Source organism: Mesorhizobium sp. WSM4817, assembly GCF_055811135.1.
Genome location: NZ_JBVVQQ010000003.1, coordinates 108524 through 127115, shown reverse-complemented (window position 1 = coordinate 127115; position 18592 = coordinate 108524). Strand labels below are relative to the sequence as shown.

Genomic DNA, 18592 nt, shown 5'->3' with positions numbered 1-18592 from the left:
GTCTATGTAAACGTGGGTGGCTTCCGTCGCCACCTCGACCGCGCCAAATCGCCTCTTGCCGTGCCTGTGGGTAGCGCCCTAGAGTCTGCTGCGGTGTCGGGGTGCCGTCGTGCGCGTGACATAAGACGGGAGTTTGTCGTGGGTGTCGTTCTCAACATCGAAAACGGGAAGCGGGAAGCCGCCTCCATTAAGGATCTCATCGACCTGACTTCGGCCGATATGGGGCGCGTCAACAAATTGATCCTGTCGAAGGCCGGTTCCGACGTCGAGATGATCCCGGAGATTGCCAACCACCTGATCTCTTCGGGTGGCAAGCGGCTGAGGCCGATGCTGACGCTCGCCTCAGCCCAGATGTTCGGCTATTCCGGCGAGGGCCATGTCAAGCTCGCCACATCAGTCGAGTTCATGCACACCGCCACGCTCCTCCACGACGATGTCGTCGACGAGAGCGGCATGCGGCGCGGCAAGAAGACCGCCCGCATGATCTGGGGCAATCAGGCGAGCGTGCTGGTCGGCGATTTCCTGCTTGGCCAGGCGTTTCGCATGATGGTCGATGTCGGTTCGCTGGAAGCGCTCGACATCCTGTCCAGCGCCGCCTCGATCATCGCCGAGGGCGAGGTGATGCAGCTCGCCGCCGCCAAGAACCTCGAAACCACGGAAGATGAGCATTTCGCGGTGATCAAGGCCAAGACCGCTGCCCTGTTCTCGGCCGCCGCCGAGGTCGGTCCGGTCATCGCCCAGGCGACGCGAAACGATCGCGCGGCGCTGCGCTCCTATGGCATGAATCTCGGCCTTGCCTTCCAGCTGATCGACGATGCGCTGGATTATGGCGGCACCAGCACGGATCTGGGCAAGAATGTCGGCGACGACTTTCGCGAAGGCAAGGTGACGCTGCCGGTGATCCTCGCCTACCGGCGCGGCACCAAGGCCGAACGCAGCTTTTGGAAGCGCGCCATCGAGGACAATGTCACCGATGACGCCGGGCTGGAAAAGGCAATCGGATTGATGACCCGCCACGGCGCTATCGCCGACACCATCGGGCGCGCCGGCCATTTCGGCGAGATCGCCCGCGACGCGCTGGCGCCGCTCGAGGCGACGCCGCAGAAATCGGCGCTGCTCGACGTCATCGATTTCTGCATCAGCCGGGTGAACTGAAGATATCGCCGACATTTGGCCGGCACTGCGCCGGCCCGTGTTTCGGTCTTCCCGGAATTGCGGCGGTGAAATCATGCACGTTCCGCAGCGGCATGGTTAGCAGCAGGGCAGGGCTCCGTGACGGTCAGCGCCCGGCAAAATGTCGGGGTCATGAAAATGACCACGCGCTCTTCAGCAGCGCCACGAGCTCGCTCTGACGGCTGGTTTCGGTTTTCCGGAAGATTCGCTCGAGATAGGTGCGGGCCGATTTGACGGCGATGCCGATTTCCATGGCCGCCTCCTGGACCGAATGGCCGGAGGCCAGCTCGACGGCGAGCCGGGCTTCCGCCGGCGTCAGGTCGAACAGGCCTGAAAGGACATTGGGCGACGGAACAGTGGCGCCGGTACCGACCGTGGTTGCGACAACCAATACATCTGCACCCGAAAAAATATCGTGTGCGGCGCGGCGCAGCGGCAACAGCTGAATGACCAGCGCGGGCCGCCCCTTGATGGCCGCAACCGGGATGGACCGCACGACGCGGTTATCCCGGTTCTGCGCGATGGCCTGCTGGAAAAGCGCGTTTGCAGTTTGATCGGCAATCGCCATGCCGCCATGGGCTGTGGGAAGGAAGACGTCCGCCATGCCTTCGAAAAGCGGATTGGCCGTCAGCACACGGCCCGATCCACTCATGATTGCGGCCGGCAGCCCGATTTCCCGGAGAATGGACACGGCGGTCCTGGCCCGTTCCAGACCCAGGCGCCCGGCGACGAGGCCGGCCCGTGCGAGGTGCGGACGCAGTCCGTTCAACAAATCGATTGCGGCCTGGTCATAACTCCCGTCCTTCAGCCAGCGCTGGAAGACAAAAAGGACAAGCTCGCCGCCAGGCATGGGGATGGCTGTGCATAGATGTGGGCCGATGCCAAACGCGGTGGCACTTTTGCGAACCGGATCGCGCTCGATCTCCTCGCAGGTAATGAAATTATCGACCCACACAAAGCTTGCTGGCTGCGCGGCGCACAAGCGCTTCACGCTCTCGGAAAACCGCCAAGTGTCTCCCTTCATGAACTCATCGAGCAAGGGCTGGAGATGCGTTTCGGTGATGGCGCGGACCGGCGAATGATCGCTGACTACAAAGATCGCGCCGTTTGCCGAGCGGGAGATCGCGCTTGCCGCCGCCAATACCTCCGGCCACAGCTCGGCCGCGAACGACGCTTCGTAGATTCGATCGACAATGGCGAAGGCCTGCTGGCCCTGCGGCATTTCCAGCATCGGCATCTTCCTGGGCGAAGCAACGGCATCCATCTGCACGGTTCCACGCATCATTCCGCTGCGGAAACTATCGACGCCCGCCGCTTACGGATCGCTTACGGCACCGCGGCGCCGATGCTGCAGCAGGACAGGCCGGCAGCGCGTCAGGCCGGCAAATCGCGGTCGACGGTCGCAATTTGGCGCCTTTCCGCGTTGTTTTTGATAGCATTACCCGATTGTGAATTCGGGCCGGGTTGAAGCCTCACCCCAAAAAGGCCATGCTTAACGTGGAAAAGATCGAGTCAACGGCGATCCCGCTGACGCGGGTATGGCTTCGACTGAAAGGAATATGATGCGGCAAGGATGTGCGCGCTGGCTGACAGGGCTGGCAATTGTGACGGGCATGGCGGTCTCCGGTCTGCCCGCCTATGCCAAAGAGACCACCGAGCCAGTCAATATCACGTCGTTCTCGGGGGCCTATCTTGCCGCGCGGGTCGCCGAAGGTGACAATGATCTCGACAGCGCCATCGCCTACTACAAGCAGGCGCTCGCCTTCGCTCCCGGTGACACCTCGTTGCAGCAAAGCCTGATGCTGTCGCTGATCGCGCAGGGGCGCTTCGAAGAATCCCTGGTCTATGCCGACAAGCTCAAGACGGTTCCCGACGTCGAGCGGTTCTCGCGCCTGGCGCTGGCCGTCGGCTCCTTTCACAAGAAGGACTTTTCCAAGGCCGAATACTGGCTCAAGCTTTCGCTCGAATCCGATCTCGACCGGCTGATCTCCGGCGTCATGACCGGCTGGGCCAAGCAGGGCGCCGGCGATCCCGGCGAAGCCATGGCCTCCATCGACAAGCTGCAGGGCCCGGACTGGTTCGGCCTGTTCAAATCCTTCCATCGCGGGCTGATCGCCGATGCCTCGGGCCTGCCCGAAAAGGCGGATGCGATCTACGCCGCCACCTTGCAGGACACCGCGACCGGCGCCGCCGCGCCCGAAACCTGGATGCGCAACGCGCAGGCCTATGCCTCCTTCCTTGCCCGCAAGGGTGACAAGGACAAGGCGCTGTCCGTGCTCGATCAGGCCGAGGCATTTGCACCCGGCAAGGTCGAGATATTGGCGCTTCGCGACAGGATCACCAAGGGCGAGAAGATCGAACCCTTCGTTGCCGGCCCGTCCGACGGCGCCTCGGAAATTCTGCTCGATCTCGCCACCGCGCTCAATCGCGGCGGCGGTGAGCCGTTCGTCCGCCTCTATCTGCAATACGCCCTGGCACTGAGGCCCGACAGCGACGCGGCCCTCGTCCAACTCGCCGCCGTCTCCGAGCAGTTGAAGGACGGCGAGGGCGCCATCGCCTTCTATCGCCGCATCCCGGCCAGTTCCCCGCTGAAGACGCTGTCGGAACTGCAGCTCGGCCTCAACCTTGCAGATCTCGACCGCTATGACGAGGCCATCGCCCATCTGAAGGCCCTCGTCGAAGCGCGCCCCGACGACATGCGCGCCTATCAGGCGCTCGGTGGCGTCTATGCCTCGAAGGAGGATTTCCGCTCCGCGGCCGGTCTCTATGACAAGGCGGTGGCGATGCTGAAGGCCCCGACCCGCGCCGATTGGAACATTTTCTACCAGCGCGGCATCGCCTATGAGCGACTGAAGGAGTGGCCGAAGGCCGAGCCGAATTTCCGCAAGGCGCTGGAATTGTTCCCCGACCAGCCGCAGGTTCTGAACTATCTTGGCTATTCTTGGGTGGACATGAACACCAACCTCGAGGAAGGCCTTCAGATGATCCAGAAGGCCGTCGAGCTCAGGCCGAGCGACGGCTACATCGTCGATTCGCTGGGCTGGGCCTATTTCCGCCTTGGCCGATTCGACGATGCGGTGCGCGAATTGGAACGTGCCGTTTCGTTGAAGCCGGAAGATCCGGTGCTCAACGATCACCTTGGCGATGCCTATTGGCGCGTCGGCCGCAAATTGGAAGCCACCTTCCAGTGGAACCAGGCTCGCGACCTCAAGCCGGATCCCGGCGTGCTCGCCGCCTTGCAGCAGAAACTGCTGAAGGGCCTGCCGCCGATCGAATCCAACACGGCTCAGGAAACCCCGAAGGTCAAGCCCGAACCGACGACTGCGCCAAAGGGCTGAATACTTCTGAATTCGATTATGCGGGGCTCGTCGCCGCTGTCGCTAAGGGTCTGGACTATAAGCCATGCTAATCGTGCGCGGTGCCGAGCACCGCTCGGAGCCCTGAGTCGTTCTGTTCCTCGATCCATCGGGTCGTACGGTCGTAGGCATCCGAAAACAACTCGGAATGCCGACTCCAATCCATGAAGCTGATCGTGTTGGAAACCTCCGGACAGATCAGGATATCCTCTTCGCCGACGGCAATGTCCTGCGGCCGGTGTGCCAGCATGCTCGAGGCAATGACCTGAAGCATGCTGGGAACCCGAGGCAAGCGGGCACGACCGAAAGGGTTCAGCAAGGCCAATGCCAGTTCGGAAGCTCCGGGGATGCGGTCATAGTCTATGTCGTATTTCTGCGGTGCACTCGACCCGAAGGTAACGATGACATTGGGTCCGGTCTTGAGCTCCTTCATCTGCTCCAGCGGCAAATTGTTCATGATAGCGCCGTCCACCAGCATATCGCCGTCATCCGTAAAGAACGGCGGCAGGACGCCCGGGATGGAGCCGGACGCCCGAACGGCGTGCCAGAGCTTTCCACGACGGTGGACATGAGGCTGACGGCTGCTCAGATTGGTCGAAAGCGCAAAGAACGGAAGCCAAAGATCCTCGATCAGAACGTCGCCGTATTCCAGCCGAAGGGCCCGATCAAACGCTTTGTGATCCAGAAGCGCGAAACGCGGCAAGGTGGGACGGCGAAACGCCCGGCTTTTGATAAATATGTTGTGGGTGCCTCGGTCGATCTGGTCGGCATCCAAGCCTCTGGCGAAGCCGGCCATCATCGCCGCGCCGGAACTTGTCCCACCGAGATAGTCGAAGCAAGCGCCCGCCTCAACGAAAGCCTTGTAGACACCTAAATGAGCGCTGCCGAGGGACCCACCCCCTGCCGCCACGAAGCCCAGTGCCTTGCCCGAAATAAATCGGACCAGGCGCTGGAAATCAGACCCGTCGTCCAGCGCAACATGATGATGCTGGTCAACATAGGGTCGCTCATCGAGCCATGCAGACGTACCGGAGACCGCAGCCGAGCGAGTGTCGTGAATTAGGACAAGCCGACTGGTCGATGGCGGATGGACCGATAGCGTCAGTTCCTCAGACGGGTTCAGGCGAGGCGAGCAGGACGCGCTGGCCAGCAACAGGACGGTATCGGCCTGGCGAATGCAGACTTGGGTCCATTCATTAGGTTCCTCATCGGCAACATAGACGATGAATTGGGCTTCCGCCTCCAGTTCGTTCAACCAGTTAAGGATCGGCTGGTCGTCGATCGGAAGACCTGGGAACTTCGCTTGGACGTCAAGCCGGGAAACGAACCGAGCGCGCGTGGCCGCGCCGAACGCATGCCGCAGGTGCTGGATGAGCACCGGTGAGATGCGACTTCCGCCGGCTGCAATGATCGCAAGCGTTCGGATCTTGGCAGGTTCCTTGAGACGCGACGACCTCGGAGATTGGGTGGCAAACCGGCGCGCCAGAAATACCGTGACCGCCTCTCTCAGGCTCGGCAAAGTCTCGGCCGCCTTCTCGAAATGATTGCGACCGATTTCAAGGACGATCGAATCGCGCGCTGCAAGGACAGTGGCCATGCGGGGTAGTCCCGCGAAGAAACCGATTTCACCGATGAGTTCACCCTGTGCGATCTCGGCGACCGAGCCAGTCGAATCTCCTTTGTGTACCGTAAAGCGTCCAGACAGCACGATGAAAAACCTGTCCGACGCATCGCCTTCGCGTACCAGAACCTCACCGCGTCTCAGGACCCGACGGTCGGATTCGGCAGCTAAAGCCTCGAGCGCCAGCAACGACGCCCGATCGAACATCAATGTCGCCGACAATAAACTCGCTGCAAGAGAATCGACGGAGGACATCTGAGCCATCCCTTGGGAATTCATGACTTTTGTCTCCTCGAGGGTGCTGGACTCCCTGCCGGATGATACCACACATGAGAGCCGCCGAACGGCTGAGGCGCGGGACTGATCGCTGGGCGCTCTCATCTCTGGCTCCCAGGAAGGGCCACGATCAGGCCGCCACGTCCCTGCCGTTTCGCCGTATGTCACGCGTTAACTCACCCGATTGCCCTGGCTGCGGCCGGCCCCCTTGCCTTGACGCTTGCCGGTGGGCGCTCTAGGGAGGGCCGCATCCCCGTCTTTCCCGTCGAGGCCGCCGTGACAGTTGATATCCCAGCCCATATGCATCCCAGCCGCTCGTTCCAGGGGCTGATCCTGACTTTGCATAACTACTGGGCGGACTATGGCTGCGTCGTTCTCCAGCCCTATGACATGGAAGTCGGTGCCGGCACGTTCCACCCGGCGACGACCTTGCGCGCGCTGGGGCCAAAGCGCTGGAACGTGGCCTATGTGCAGCCTTCGCGCCGGCCCAAGGACGGGCGCTACGGCGAGAACCCGAACCGGCTGCAGCACTATTACCAGTACCAGGTGATCCTGAAGCCGAACCCGCCCAACCTGCAGGAACTGTATCTCGGCTCGCTGGCGGCGATCGGCGTCGATCCGCTTCTGCATGACATCCGCTTCGTCGAGGACGACTGGGAAAGCCCGACGCTCGGCGCCTGGGGGCTGGGCTGGGAGTGCTGGTGCGACGGCATGGAAGTGTCGCAGTTCACCTATTTCCAGCAGGTCTGCGGCATCGAATGCGCGCCGGTGGCGGGCGAGCTCACCTACGGGCTGGAGCGGCTGGCCATGTATGTGCAGGGCGTCGACAATGTCTACGACCTCAACTTCAACGGCCGCGACGGCGCCGACAAGGTGACCTATGGCGAGGTCTTCCTGCAGGCCGAGCAGGAATATTCGCGGCACAATTTCGAATTCGCCAATACCGCGATGCTGCTTCGGCATTTCGAAGACGCCGAAGCCGAGTGCAAGGCGCTGCTCGATGCCGGCGCGCCCCTCTCCCCCCTCGAGGGGGAGATGCCCGCGGAGCGGGCAGAGGGGGTCGCCTCAGAAGGCACCGCAAGCAAGGTCCCAGCGACTCCTCCCGCGTCTGGCCACCCCCTCAAGGGGGAGGGGAACCACCGTCTGGTATTTCCCGCCTACGACCAGTGCATCAAGGCCAGCCACGTCTTCAACCTGCTCGACGCGCGCGGCGTGATTTCCGTCACCGAGCGGCAGAGCTACATCTTGCGGGTGCGCAATCTGGCGAAAGCCTGCGGCGAGGCGTTTTTGCTGACGCAGGCAGGTGGTCTGGCGGCTTAGCTCCAGAGGCTGTTTGCGATTTCGACTGATACGCTGATTGGCGATACGCCTTGGCCGCTCGAGCCAGCCATTGTCCGCAGCGCTTGTCTAACGCCGGGCATCGTGAACGTGCCACGAGCCTGCGCCGCAAAACAGGCGCTGAGCGCGAGGATCTGCAGAAATGTCGATGCCGTCTTCATAGTCGTTCAGCCAATAGTTTTCTGCCTGAGCGTTGGTCGCTTCAGCGCTGCGTTCGGTTCATGGAGATGTTTGACCCAAGGACGGATGGTCCCGCTCTGGCCCGACAGGCAGCGGCATCTTTTTGGCAATCGTCCGTGGATGCGCCGATTGCATGGGACCAGCCGAGTTGCTATGCCGCCTGGACCATTTCGCCGCGTGAGCACAATTTATGCCCGACCTGCTTTTAGAACTTCGTTCGGAAGAGATTCCCGCGCGCATGCAGCGCAAGGCGGCGGGCGACCTGAAGAAGATGATGACGGACGGTTTGGTCGAGGCCGGGCTGACCTATGAGGCGGCGCGCGAATATTGGACGCCGCGCCGGCTGGCGCTCGACATTCGCGGCGTGACCGCGCGCTCGAAGGACATAAGCGAGGAGATCAATGGACCCTCGACCAAAGCGCCCGAACAGGCGGTCCAAGGTTTTCTGCGCAAGGCCGGTCTTTCCTCGATCGCCGAGGCGCATGTCCACGCCGATCCGAAGAAGGGCGACTTCTATGTCGCCCATATTGCGAAGCCGGGCCGGGCGGCCGAGACGATAATCGCTGAACTGGTACCGGGCATCATCCGCGACTTTCCATGGCCGAAATCGATGCGCTGGGGGCCAGCCTCGGCGAAACCGGGATCGCTGCGCTGGGTGCGGCCGCTGCAGTCCATCCTCTGCACCTTCGGCCCGGAGACCGAGGAGCCGGTGGTCGTCGATTTCGAGATCGACGGCATCCGCTCGGGAAACATCACCTACGGCCATCGTTTTCACGCGCCGGGCGCCATCGGCGTGCGCCGTTTCGACGACTATGCCGCCAAGCTGGAGGCGGCGAAGGTTGTGCTCGACGCCGACCGGCGCAAGCAGATCATCCTTGCCGACGCCAGGAATCTCGCTTTCGCCAACGGGCTCAACCTTGTCGAAGACGAGGGGCTGCTTGAGGAAGTGTCAGGCCTGGTCGAATGGCCGGTCGTGCTGATGGGCGAATTCGAGCAGGACTTTCTCGCCATTCCGGCCGAGGTGATCCGGCTGACGATCCGCGCCAACCAGAAGTGTTTTGTGACGCGGCCGCAGGGCGCCGGCGAGGAGCTTTCCAACCGCTTCATCCTGACCGCCAACATCGAGGCCAGCGACGGCGGCAAGGAGATCGCCCACGGCAACGGCAAGGTGGTACGCGCCCGCCTTTCCGACGCGCTCTATTTCTGGAAGACCGACCAGGGCGATTTGCCCGACCTCGACCAGTTGCAGGCATCGGCGGAAAAGTTCGGGCTCGATCTCAAAAAGCCGCTCGACCAGCGCATGGCCCGCCTCGACCATCTCGGCGTCACCTTCCACGCCAAGCTCGGCACGCAGGGTGAGCGGGTGGAGCGGATTGCCCAACTGGCTGAAGAATTGGCGCCGATAGTGGCGAGCGGAATCTCCCCCCTTGAGGGGGAGATGGCCGGCAGGCCAGAGGGGGTCGTTGCGCGTGGATCAGCGACCCCCTCTGTCGCCTTCGGCGACATCTCCCCCTCGAGGGGGGAGATTACCGCGCTGGCACGTCGCGCTGCCGTCCTGGCCAAGGCCGACCTCACCACCGAGGTGGTCGGCGAATTCCCGGAATTGCAGGGCGCCATGGGCCGCAAATACGCGCTGCTGCAGGGCGAGCATCCCTCGGTCGCCGCCGCCGTCGAGGAGCACTATAAGCCGCAGGGCCCGTCCGACCGCGTGCCGACCGATCCCGTATCGGTGGCCGTAGCGCTCGCCGACAAGCTCGACATGCTGGTCGGGTTCTGGGCGATTGACGAAAAACCGACCGGGTCAAAGGACCCCTATGCTCTCCGCCGCGCGGCGCTGGGGGTGGTGAGGATTCTAGTCGAGAACGGTATCCGACTGGCGCTCATGCCCACCTTCGGAAGCGCCTATGAGTGGGCGAACTATCTCGACAAGAATGCGATTACAACGCTGGAAGGGAAGGCGGAGCAAATCTACCCTTCCGACCTCCTCGCTTTCTTCCATGACCGCCTGAAAGTTTATCTGCGCGACCAGGGCGCGCGGCATGATCTGATCGATGCGGTCATCACGCCGCGGTCCGACGATCTCCTGCAAATCGTTCGTCGCGTCCAAGCCCTAGGCTCTTTCCTCGACACCGAGGACGGCAAGAACCTGCTAGCCGGCACCAAGCGCGCGGCCAACATTTTGGCCGCCGAGGAGAAGAAGAAAACGACGATCGCCGAAAATGTTGAGCCGGCTCGATTCCGGGAAGAGGCCGAGAAATCGCTGTTTGCCGCGGTGAATCAGGCCGAGAAGGAAGCCGGCCAAGCGATTCACAACGAAGACTTTTCCGCCACCATGCTGGCGCTTAGCGCGTTGCGTGAACCGGTTGATTCATTCTTCGAACGCGTTCTTGTGAATGATGAGGACCAGGCCGTGCGCGCCAACCGCCTGGCGTTGCTGGCGCGCATCCGGGCAGCGACCGACCAGGTCGCGGATTTCTCGAAAATCGCCGGCTGAGGCTTGGCAATTTAGGCGAGCGTCGTCCTGGCTGCGAACGGCTATCTGGCCTGGTCGATCTCGGGGATGGGCGTTGGTTGCGGTGTTGCGGGCTCGGGCGGGCCGTTCGTTGCGGTAATTTTTTTGTCGGATTTCGTGGCCGCCGCAGGTGCTGCGGCAGCGGTTGTCGCGGCAGGTGCGGGGCTGGGCGCCGGTGTTGCGAAGGCGTCGCCGACGATGCCGCCGCGAATGATCATCGGGCTTTGCGTGAAATCATGCTTGGGCTTGGGCTGGCTCGGGATCGCAGAAACTTTTTCATAGGTGACATCGGGCACTGGTTCGCCGAGCGCCACGATCGATGGCGTCGAGGAGTTGCCAGCCACCTTCGCCGGTTCAGGCGCACCGAGGCTGACGACGGACGGGGTCGAGGATGGTGCAGCAGGAACAACGAAGGATGAAGCCTGTGCTGTGCCCGCCGCCAGAGTGAGGCCAAGCGCCCCCAGGATACGCACCCATACCATGATAGCTCCCCTTGCCCAACAAGCCGGCACCATAGCGTCCGGGAATTGACGCGGGCTTGCCAGGAAAGCTGGCATTTTAGCTATTGGCAATTCGCTTCCGCCCGGACTTGCCCCGTGAACGTCACCGTATTACGCACCGACATCCGTAAGGTCCCGCTTCTGTAAGGTGATGAGAGTGGCTGAGATACTTGCCGCCGGCGAGGCGATGGAGCGGGCGCTGGCGCTGCTCGAAGGGGGCGATGTCGTCGCCATTCCGACCGAAACCGTCTACGGGCTGGCCGCCGATGCCACCAATGGTGTTGGCGTGGCGCGCATCTTCGAGGTCAAGGGCCGGCCGCGCTTCAATCCGCTGATAGCTCATGTCGCCGATCTGGCGATGGCCGATCGCATCGCGCTGCTCGATCCCGTGTCGAAAAGGCTGGCGCAGACATTCTGGCCGGGACCGCTGACGCTGGTGCTGCCGCAGCGGCCCGGCAACGGCATTCATCCGCTGGTCACCGCCGGGCTCGATACGGTCGCGCTGCGCATGCCGAAAGGCTTTGGCGGCCAACTGATCGCCAGGCTCGGACGCCCGCTTGCAGCGCCCAGCGCCAATTCCTCAGGCAGGATCAGCGCAACGACGGCCGAGGCCGTGGCCGCCGATCTCGGTCCAAAAATCAAGCTTGTGGTCGATGGCGGCGCGACGTCGGTCGGGGTCGAATCGACAATCGTGAAGATAGAGGGCGGAAAGCTGCGGCTGCTGCGGCCGGGCGGCATTGCCGCCGAAGAGATCGAAGCGACCGCCGGCATGAAGCTGCTGCGCGGCGCGGCGGGCATCGAGGCCCCGGGCATGCTCGCCTCGCATTACGCGCCGGGTGCTGCAGTGCGGATCAACGCCGCAAAAGTCGCAAAGGGCGAAGCCTTGCTGGCGTTCGGCCCGCGCCGCGCCGAAGGCTGGCAAGCCGCAGCCGCCTTGCGCAACCTGTCAGAGACCGGCGACCTGCGCGAGGCCGCGGCCAACCTCTTTGCCCATATGCAGGATCTCGATCGCAGCGGCGCCAAGACAATCGCCGTCGAGCCGATCCCCTCCGACGGGCTGGGCGAGGCGATCAACGACCGGCTTTCGCGTGCCGCCGCCCCTCGTGACAAGATCGACTGAGCACCATAGTTTCCCATCCATGAACGACATCTCAAGGGATATTGACCCCGCCCTCATCGACCGCTTTGCGGCAATCGTCGGCGACAAATATGCGCTTCGCGACCAGCAGGATATCGCGCCTTACCTCACGGAGAGGCGCGGTCTGTGGCATGGCCGGACGGCGCTGGTGCTGAGGCCCGGCAGTGTCGACGAGGTCAGCCGCATCATGCAGCTGGCAACCGAGACGGGAACGCCGGTCGTGCCGCAAAGCGGCAACACCGGGCTGGTCGGCGCGCAGGTGCCGGACACGTCCGGCCGCCAGATCGTGCTGTCGCTGTCGCGGCTGAACCGCATCCGCGAGATCGACGTCCTGTCCAACACGGTCACCGTCGAGGCCGGAGTCATCCTGCAGACGCTGCAGGAAGCGGCCGATGCCGCCGACCGGCTGTTTCCGCTGTCGCTTGCCGCGCAAGGCTCCTGCCAGATCGGCGGCAATCTCTCTTCCAATGCCGGCGGCACCGGCGTTCTCGCCTATGGCAATGCGCGTGAGCTGTGCCTCGGCGTCGAGGTGGTGCTGCCGACCGGCGAGGTGTTCGACGATCTACGCAAGCTGAAGAAGGACAACACCGGTTACGATCTAAAAAACCTGTTCATCGGTGCGGAAGGCACGCTCGGCGTCATCACCGCCGCCGTGCTCAAGCTTTTCCCCAAGCCCAAGGGGCGCGAGGTGGCCTTTGCCGGCCTGTCGTCACCTGAGGCGGCACTGTCCCTGTTCAGCCTGGCGATGGATCGCGCCGGTGCGGCACTCACTGCTTTCGAGCTGATCGGCCAGAGGCCTTACGATTTTACGCTTCTGCACGCGCCAGGCGTCGTGCGGCCGCTGTCCGGCGATTGGCCATGGTATGTGCTGATGCAGATCTCTTCGGGTCGCTCGGCGGAGGATGCCAGGGCCCTAATCGAAGAGGTGCTCTCAGCCGGCCTCGAGCAGGAGATCGTCGGCGATGCGGTGATTGCGGCGAGCATCGCGCAGGGCGATGCCTTCTGGAATTTCCGCGAGCTGCTGCCCGAGGCGCAGAAGCCCGAAGGCGCCTCGATCAAGCACGACATCTCTGTGCCGGTGGCGGCCATCCCGCAATTCATCGAAGAGGCGGCCGGCGCCGTTCAGTCGGTCAGCCCCGGTGCGCGCGAGGTGTGTTTCGGCCACATGGGCGACGGCAATCTCCATTACAACATCTCCCGGCCGGTCGGCGGCGATGACGAGGCGTTTCTCCGGCTCTATCACGCCATGAACAAGGCCGTGCACGATGTCGTGCGCAGCCTTCACGGCTCGATCTCGGCCGAGCACGGCATCGGCCAGCTGAAGCGGGATGAATTGATCGCGACAGCGCCGCCGATGGCGATCGAACTGATGCGCAGGGTGAAGACGGCCTTCGACCCGGCCGGCATCATGAATCCCGGTAAGGTTATCTGATCCTTTCGCCGTCTTGTGAATGGTTGCATTCCGATAACCATCCCCTCGAGATCAGCAAAATTTAACCGACTTTCTTAAGCGCTGCGATAAGAAGCCCGCGCTAATGTTTCCCCACAACGAGGCTGGAAAAACCGGCCCGGAGAACCGGAAGACCGGCTCTCAGGAGAGACAGGAAAGGCACGATATGAACACTGGACTGAAGCCAGTCTGGGCTGGGCGCAATATGCGCCTCGACCCACTCCGCCTGCCGCAGGTGGTGAGCTACGCGACGCGCGACGACTATGGCGACGTTACCTTCACCATCGACCGTCGTGGCGCCGTCATTCGCCGCGTGCTGGAGATGAGCGGCCTGCCGGCGTTCATCGCTCTGCCCGCCAATGCGTTTCGTGGCGTGGCAGCCCGCGCAATGGAGGACCCGGACGGCAATGTCACGGTGACGCTGGAGCTTCTGCACAATGATCCGATGCTGTCGGTGCCGCTGCTGGTGGCCGACGATCTCGAGGATGTCGCCGCCGACTGGCGCGCCTGGGCCGATGCCTACCGTCTGCCGATGCTTCTGATCGAATCCGACGGCATCGCCCGCACCCTGGAGGAATCGCTTGGCGTCGCCATCAAGACATTACCCGCGCAGGACCGTCGCAGGGGTCGGCTTTCGACCATGCGTCGTCCGCGCTTCCTCGCCCGCCGCAGGGCCGGCGCCCTCGGCCTCAGGCTGGTGATCGGCGGCCAGGAGATTATTTCGCGCGACGAATAGAGCGAGCGCTTTCCCTTCTCCCCTTGCGGGAGAAGGTGGCCGCGAAGCGGCCGGATGAGGGGTGTTCCAGGAAACGCGAACGCCTCATTTGTTCCAACACCCCTCAACCGTCTCGGCGCTACGCGCCGATCCACCTTCTCCTCTCCCACAACGGGCCCACAAGGGGAGAAGGAAAAAAGCCGCTACACCAGCGGCTTCAGCGCCACCCACAACGCACCGCCGATCAGGCCGAGGAAGACCAGCCAGCCGACCTGGTTGTTCGACCTGAACAGAAGCATGCACTGGTCGGGATCGTCGATGTCGAGCACGGTGATCTGCCGCGCCATATGGGCGCCGGCCGCGACCAGCCCGGCCAGCGCCGGCACTGGCGCCTGCGCCGCCGCGAAGGCGATGGCGAAGCATACCAGCGCTCCGCCATAAAACCCGACGAGCCAGGTCTTGGTGTTGTCGCCGAACAGGCGTGCGGTCGAGCGCACGCCGACGATGGCGTCGTCTTCCTTGTCCTGATGCGCATAGATCGTGTCGTAGCCGATCACCCACAGGATCGAGCCGATATAGAGCATGACGGCCGGGCCATCGAGATTGCCGAATTCGACCGCCCATCCCATCAGCGCACCCCAGGAAAAGGCAAGGCCGAGAACCAGTTGCGGCCAATTGGTAAATCGCTTCATGAACGGGTAGATGGCGACGAAGGCGAGCGAACCGATGCCGAGCAGGACGGCAAAGCTGTTGAACTGCAGAAGCACAGCGAGTCCAACCAGTGCCTGGATCGCGAGGAACGCCCAGGCCTGCCGGCGCATGACCTTTCCCGCTGGCAGCGGCCGCGAGCGCGTGCGTTCCACCTGGTTGTCGATGTCCTGGTCGACCAGGTCGTTGTAGGTGCAGCCGGCGCCGCGCATGGCGACGGCGCCGATCAGGAACAGCACGAGATACCATGGCGCCGGCAGCAGCGAGAGCAGGGGATCAGCAGGGCGTGGATGGGCACTCTCGGCAAGGGCTGCCGACCACCAGCACGGCCACAGCAGCAACTGCCAGCCGATCGGCCGGTCCCACCGGGCAAGCTGCGCATAGGGCCAAAGCCAGCGTGGCAGAATGCGGTAGACCCAGTGGCCGCTCGGCGCATCGGCGACGCGGCCCTGGGCTGCTTTCGACTGGATGGGTTCCATCGTGCTGAAATGGCAGCAGCGGCGAACGGCGTCAAGCGTCAAGCGGGCCGAACCATTCCCCGTTCCCGTGTGGAATTGCGCTCAAAGTCTTCCAAATGTCTTGACCCATCGTACGGGGCGCAATAGCGCAGTCCTGATCGTGGAATGGCAAGGGATCTGGGCATGCGCGTATTGTTGATCGGCTCCGGCGGCCGCGAACATGCCTTGGCCTGGAAGATCGCGGCCTCGCCGCTGCTGACCAAGCTTTACGCGGCGCCCGGCAACCCTGGCATCGGCCGCGAAGCCGAACTGGTGACGCTCGACATTGACGATCATGCGGCGGTGGCCCGGTTCTGCACGGAGAAGAAGGTCGACCTCGTCGTGGTCGGGCCGGAAGGGCCGCTGGTCGCCGGCATTGCCGACGACCTCCGCGCTGAAAACATTCGCGTCTTCGGCCCGTCCAGGGCGGCGGCGCGGCTGGAAGGCTCTAAGGGTTTCACCAAGGATCTTTGCGCGAAATACGACATCCCGACCGCCGCCTATGGCCGTTTCGGCGACCTGGCGTCGGCCAGGGCCTATGTCGAAAAGATGGGCGCGCCGATCGTCATCAAGGCCGACGGCCTCGCCGCCGGCAAGGGCGTTACCGTCGCCATGAATTTGGCCGAGGCGCTGGCAGCGCTCGATGCCTGTTTCGACGGGTCCTTCGGACAGGCCGGCGCGGAGGTGGTGGTCGAGGAGTTTCTCACCGGCGAGGAGGCGAGCTTCTTTTGCCTGTGCGACGGCGCCACCGCGCTGCCGTTCGGCACCGCGCAGGACCACAAGCGCCTCGGTGACGGCGAGGTCGGCCCGAACACCGGCGGCATGGGGGCCTATTCGCCGGCCCCGGTGATGACGCCGGAGATGATCGACCGCACCATGCGCGAGATCGTCGAGCCGACCATGCGCGGCATGGCCGAGCTTGGCGCGCCGTTTTCCGGCGTGCTGTTTGCCGGGCTGATGATATCAGGCGAGGGGCCGAAGCTGATCGAATACAACACCCGCTTCGGCGACCCGGAATGCCAGGTGCTGATGATGCGGCTGAAGGACGATCTGCTGGTCCTGCTCAACGCTGCCGCCGACGGCCAGCTTGCACATACCTCGGTGCGCTGGCGCAACGAGGCGGCGCTCACCGTGGTGATGGCGGCAAGGGGTTACCCCGGCACGCCGGAAAAGGGCTCGGTCATCCAAGGCGTCGAACAGGCCGCGGACGATGGCGTCGAGATCTTTCATGCCGGCACCGCCATCGACAGCGGCGCGCTGGTCGCCAATGGCGGCCGTGTGCTCGGTGTCACGGCGACCGGCGGCACGGTCGGCGAGGCGCAGCGACGAGCCTACGCCGCGGTCGACCGGATCGATTGGCCGCAAGGTTTTTGCCGCCGCGACATCGGCTGGCAGGCCGTTGCCCGCGAGCAGGCGCGCTGACGTACAAGATTAGCGGGGGCAAGATTAGCGGGGGCGGCGATCCAACTCGGTCGACGCAGTGCTGACCGGATCGGTAGGTGCGGCTTCAGCGGCCGATGCGGAGGGCTTTTCCTTTCGCAGCCACCCCAGATAGTCGGCGATCCGGCGCGGAAGACGCAGCGCTGTCCCTACGGCAGGCATTTGCAAGCTGCCGCGGAACTTGGACCAGCCCGCGCCGAACATGGCGACCATTTCGGTGAAGCTCGGCGGTGGCGACACGGTCGCATAGGTAAGGGTGACATTGCCGGCAAGGCCGGCCGCCCGCGAGAGAGGCAGCGGTATCGAGGCGAGGTAATCCGGCTGCGCGTCGATCAGGCCGCCGAACGGCCATTGCGCGCGCAACGCGGCGGCATCCATCGGTGCGACATTGACGTCGATGTCGTTCGGCGTGCCAGCCACCCGATAGGGGCAGCGGAACCGGCCGCAATTGGCTTTTGCCGAAAACTGCCAGAGTGCGTAGCCTTGCCAGTTGCCCATCGGAAAATGCACGCCGATATCGGGCTTGTAGCGCGCATACCAGAGCGGCAGCCGCGACAGCAGCCGATATTTGTACTTGTTGTCGGCGATGTGCTTGGCGGTTTTGCCGTTGGTATAGAGCACTGGAAAACGGCCAATCCGCCGATGCACATGGCGCACGAACTCCTCTGCATCCTCGAGCGACATCCATTTCGTCGGGTCGTCATCCTCGATGTCGAGGGCGAGCAGGTCGTCCGGACCAGGTTTCGCGAAATTGATGAAATTATTGGCCTGTCCCACTGGGTTGCCGGGTCGGGCGAGGTGATAAGCGCCCCATTTCAGGCCGAGCGCCTTGGCCACCACCTTGCGCGTCTGGAACAGTTCCTGTGCTACCGCATGGCGCTTCCACAGCGCCTTGCAGAGCCGCGTCGCGGTCTCGTCGCCGAAACAGAAATACGCTGGCGGCATCCCGTCGGACGCCTTGTTGATGAAGCCGACGATGCGCTTGTCGGTGGCAAGCTCGGTCCAATCGATGGGATTGTATTCGTAGGCGTCGATCACCAGCGCCCGGTCGGTCTTCTTCCAGGGCGCGGAGAAGTCCGAGGCTTGTGCCGGCGCCAACGCCATTGCCGTCGCGGTCGCGACGGCGAGGAGTCCTGGGCGGCGAAGAGGGTGCGCCGGCGGCTTCAAACAGCAGATCCTTGCTGGCCAAAGCCTGATCCTGAACCGCCATGGTTAAGGAAATACTTTCGGCGGCCCGCGGCGACCGCCGCAATTGTGCCGGGGATGGCTTTGCTGGTCATCAACGGAGGGCGAGCGGGTGGAACGGGTCGGGCGCCGGCGCTTGCGGCAGCGTCCCCTCAGCCTGGCGCTTGCGGTGATGGGCCAGCGAGCATTGCGGCGAACACAGGATGCCGCGATCCGACCAATAGGCGGCGCCGTCCTCGATCGTGCCCCGATGGTGCCAAAAACCTGCCGCTCGATAGGGCAGGCCGCACTCGATGCAGCGATAAGCGTCAGGTCTGGCGAGCACGGGCGGTCCGATCCGGTATTCTTGAGCTGTCGCCGGTCGACTTGTCCGGCTTTTTGCCGATTTTAGCGTGAACAGTTCCAATTGCAAAATCTGCGTGACAAAATTTGACGTTTACGTAAAAAGAAGGCGGGAGAGGCGACCCAAAAGCGAATGGTTTTGTGTCGGCACGGATATATCA

At 63.4% G+C, this 18592-nt stretch carries 15 protein-coding genes; 9 read left to right on the top strand and 6 right to left on the bottom strand.

The window, feature by feature from the left end; genetic code table 11:
• The first annotated feature begins 138 nt into the window (after positions 1 to 138).
• A complete protein-coding gene (locus AC0L2K_RS05485; protein WP_027152316.1) occupies positions 139 to 1155 on the top strand; it encodes a polyprenyl synthetase family protein in 1017 nt (338 codons plus the stop codon).
• Positions 1156 to 1303: 148 nt separating this feature from the next.
• On the opposite strand, the gene AC0L2K_RS05480 is transcribed toward AC0L2K_RS05485, so the two are convergent.
• Positions 1304 to 1741 carry a helix-turn-helix transcriptional regulator gene (locus tag AC0L2K_RS05480; protein WP_473530827.1) on the bottom strand — a complete coding sequence of 146 codons (438 nt, stop codon included), beginning with the start codon at positions 1739 to 1741 and terminating at the stop codon, positions 1304 to 1306.
• A gap of 300 nt (positions 1742 to 2041) precedes the next feature.
• Here AC0L2K_RS05480 and AC0L2K_RS05475 point away from each other — a divergent pair, with 300 nt between their 5' ends.
• Both AC0L2K_RS05475 and AC0L2K_RS05470 read left to right on the top strand, forming a co-directional pair.
• Positions 2042 to 2641 carry a hypothetical protein gene (locus AC0L2K_RS05475; RefSeq protein ID WP_473530826.1) on the top strand — a complete coding sequence of 200 codons (600 nt, stop codon included), beginning with the start codon at positions 2042 to 2044 and terminating at the stop codon, positions 2639 to 2641.
• Between the two features lie 94 nt (positions 2642 to 2735).
• Entirely contained in the window at positions 2736 to 4511 is a 1776-nt protein-coding gene (locus AC0L2K_RS05470) for a tetratricopeptide repeat protein (RefSeq protein ID WP_473530969.1), read from the top strand.
• 67 nt (positions 4512 to 4578) lie between these two features.
• On the opposite strand, the gene AC0L2K_RS05465 is transcribed toward AC0L2K_RS05470, so the two are convergent.
• Entirely contained in the window at positions 4579 to 6405 is a 1827-nt protein-coding gene (locus AC0L2K_RS05465; RefSeq protein WP_473530825.1) for a patatin-like phospholipase family protein, read from the bottom strand.
• Between the two features lie 297 nt (positions 6406 to 6702).
• On the opposite strand from AC0L2K_RS05465, the gene AC0L2K_RS05460 reads away from it, so the two are divergent.
• Together AC0L2K_RS05460 and glyS are read left to right on the top strand one after the other, a co-directional pair.
• On the top strand, positions 6703 to 7746 hold the full coding sequence (locus tag AC0L2K_RS05460; RefSeq protein ID WP_084833728.1) for a glycine--tRNA ligase subunit alpha: 1044 nt from the start codon (positions 6703 to 6705) through the stop codon (positions 7744 to 7746).
• 388 nt (positions 7747 to 8134) lie between these two features.
• Entirely contained in the window at positions 8135 to 10438 is a 2304-nt protein-coding gene (gene glyS, locus AC0L2K_RS05455; RefSeq protein ID WP_473530824.1) for a glycine--tRNA ligase subunit beta, read from the top strand.
• A 41-nt stretch (positions 10439 to 10479) separates the two neighbouring features.
• Here glyS and AC0L2K_RS05450 read toward each other — a convergent pair whose 3' ends face one another.
• The gene (locus tag AC0L2K_RS05450; protein ID WP_473530823.1) at positions 10480 to 10938 is read right to left on the bottom strand and encodes a hypothetical protein; all 459 of its coding nucleotides are present in this window, start codon (positions 10936 to 10938) and stop codon (positions 10480 to 10482) included.
• A 175-nt stretch (positions 10939 to 11113) separates the two neighbouring features.
• On the opposite strand from AC0L2K_RS05450, the gene AC0L2K_RS05445 reads away from it, so the two are divergent.
• The 3 genes from AC0L2K_RS05445 to AC0L2K_RS05435 all read left to right on the top strand — a co-directional run bounded on the left by AC0L2K_RS05445 (position 11114) and on the right by AC0L2K_RS05435 (position 14280).
• Complete coding sequence (locus AC0L2K_RS05445) at positions 11114 to 12076, top strand: L-threonylcarbamoyladenylate synthase (protein ID WP_473530822.1); 963 nt, start codon at positions 11114 to 11116, stop codon at positions 12074 to 12076.
• 19 nt (positions 12077 to 12095) lie between these two features.
• Positions 12096 to 13526 (top strand): FAD-binding oxidoreductase, encoded by a 1431-nt coding sequence (locus tag AC0L2K_RS05440; RefSeq protein ID WP_473530821.1) that lies wholly within the window; start codon positions 12096 to 12098, stop codon positions 13524 to 13526.
• A gap of 184 nt (positions 13527 to 13710) precedes the next feature.
• Positions 13711 to 14280 carry a DUF6101 family protein gene (locus AC0L2K_RS05435; RefSeq protein ID WP_287225984.1) on the top strand — a complete coding sequence of 190 codons (570 nt, stop codon included), beginning with the start codon at positions 13711 to 13713 and terminating at the stop codon, positions 14278 to 14280.
• A 182-nt stretch (positions 14281 to 14462) separates the two neighbouring features.
• On the opposite strand, the gene ubiA is transcribed toward AC0L2K_RS05435, so the two are convergent.
• Positions 14463 to 15446, bottom strand: coding sequence for a 4-hydroxybenzoate octaprenyltransferase (gene ubiA / locus AC0L2K_RS05430; RefSeq protein ID WP_473530968.1), 984 nt, complete (start codon positions 15444 to 15446; stop codon positions 14463 to 14465).
• 162 nt (positions 15447 to 15608) lie between these two features.
• Here ubiA and purD point away from each other — a divergent pair, with 162 nt between their 5' ends.
• On the top strand, positions 15609 to 16886 hold the full coding sequence (purD, locus tag AC0L2K_RS05425) for a phosphoribosylamine--glycine ligase (RefSeq protein ID WP_287225983.1): 1278 nt from the start codon (positions 15609 to 15611) through the stop codon (positions 16884 to 16886).
• 24 nt (positions 16887 to 16910) lie between these two features.
• Here the strand turns inward: purD and AC0L2K_RS05420 are convergent, their stop codons facing one another.
• On the bottom strand, positions 16911 to 18008 hold the full coding sequence (locus AC0L2K_RS05420) for a glycoside hydrolase family 25 protein (protein WP_473474955.1): 1098 nt from the start codon (positions 18006 to 18008) through the stop codon (positions 16911 to 16913).
• A 175-nt stretch (positions 18009 to 18183) separates the two neighbouring features.
• Complete coding sequence (locus AC0L2K_RS05415) at positions 18184 to 18414, bottom strand: hypothetical protein (RefSeq protein ID WP_473530820.1); 231 nt, start codon at positions 18412 to 18414, stop codon at positions 18184 to 18186.
• Positions 18415 to 18592 lie beyond the last annotated feature (178 nt).

Bases quoted from the DNA above. Each gene is read 5' to 3' on its own strand.
- purD (WP_287225983.1), top strand. From the start codon at position 15,609: ATGCGCGTATTGTTGATCGGCTCCGGCGGCCGCGAACATGCCTTGGCC.
- AC0L2K_RS05480 (WP_473530827.1), bottom strand. From the start codon at position 1,741: ATGGCGATTGCCGATCAAACTGCAAACGCGCTTTTCCAGCAGGCCATC.
- AC0L2K_RS05465 (WP_473530825.1), bottom strand. From the start codon at position 6,405: ATGTCCTCCGTCGATTCTCTTGCAGCGAGTTTATTGTCGGCGACATTG.
- AC0L2K_RS05470 (WP_473530969.1), top strand. From the start codon at position 2,736: ATGCGGCAAGGATGTGCGCGCTGGCTGACAGGGCTGGCAATTGTGACG.
- AC0L2K_RS05450 (WP_473530823.1), bottom strand. From the start codon at position 10,938: ATGGTATGGGTGCGTATCCTGGGGGCGCTTGGCCTCACTCTGGCGGCG.
- AC0L2K_RS05440 (WP_473530821.1), top strand. From the start codon at position 12,096: ATGAACGACATCTCAAGGGATATTGACCCCGCCCTCATCGACCGCTTT.
- glyS (WP_473530824.1), top strand. From the start codon at position 8,135: ATGCCCGACCTGCTTTTAGAACTTCGTTCGGAAGAGATTCCCGCGCGC.
- ubiA (WP_473530968.1), bottom strand. From the start codon at position 15,446: ATGGAACCCATCCAGTCGAAAGCAGCCCAGGGCCGCGTCGCCGATGCG.
- AC0L2K_RS05420 (WP_473474955.1), bottom strand. From the start codon at position 18,008: ATGGCGTTGGCGCCGGCACAAGCCTCGGACTTCTCCGCGCCCTGGAAG.
- AC0L2K_RS05435 (WP_287225984.1), top strand. From the start codon at position 13,711: ATGAACACTGGACTGAAGCCAGTCTGGGCTGGGCGCAATATGCGCCTC.
- AC0L2K_RS05475 (WP_473530826.1), top strand. From the start codon at position 2,042: ATGTGGGCCGATGCCAAACGCGGTGGCACTTTTGCGAACCGGATCGCG.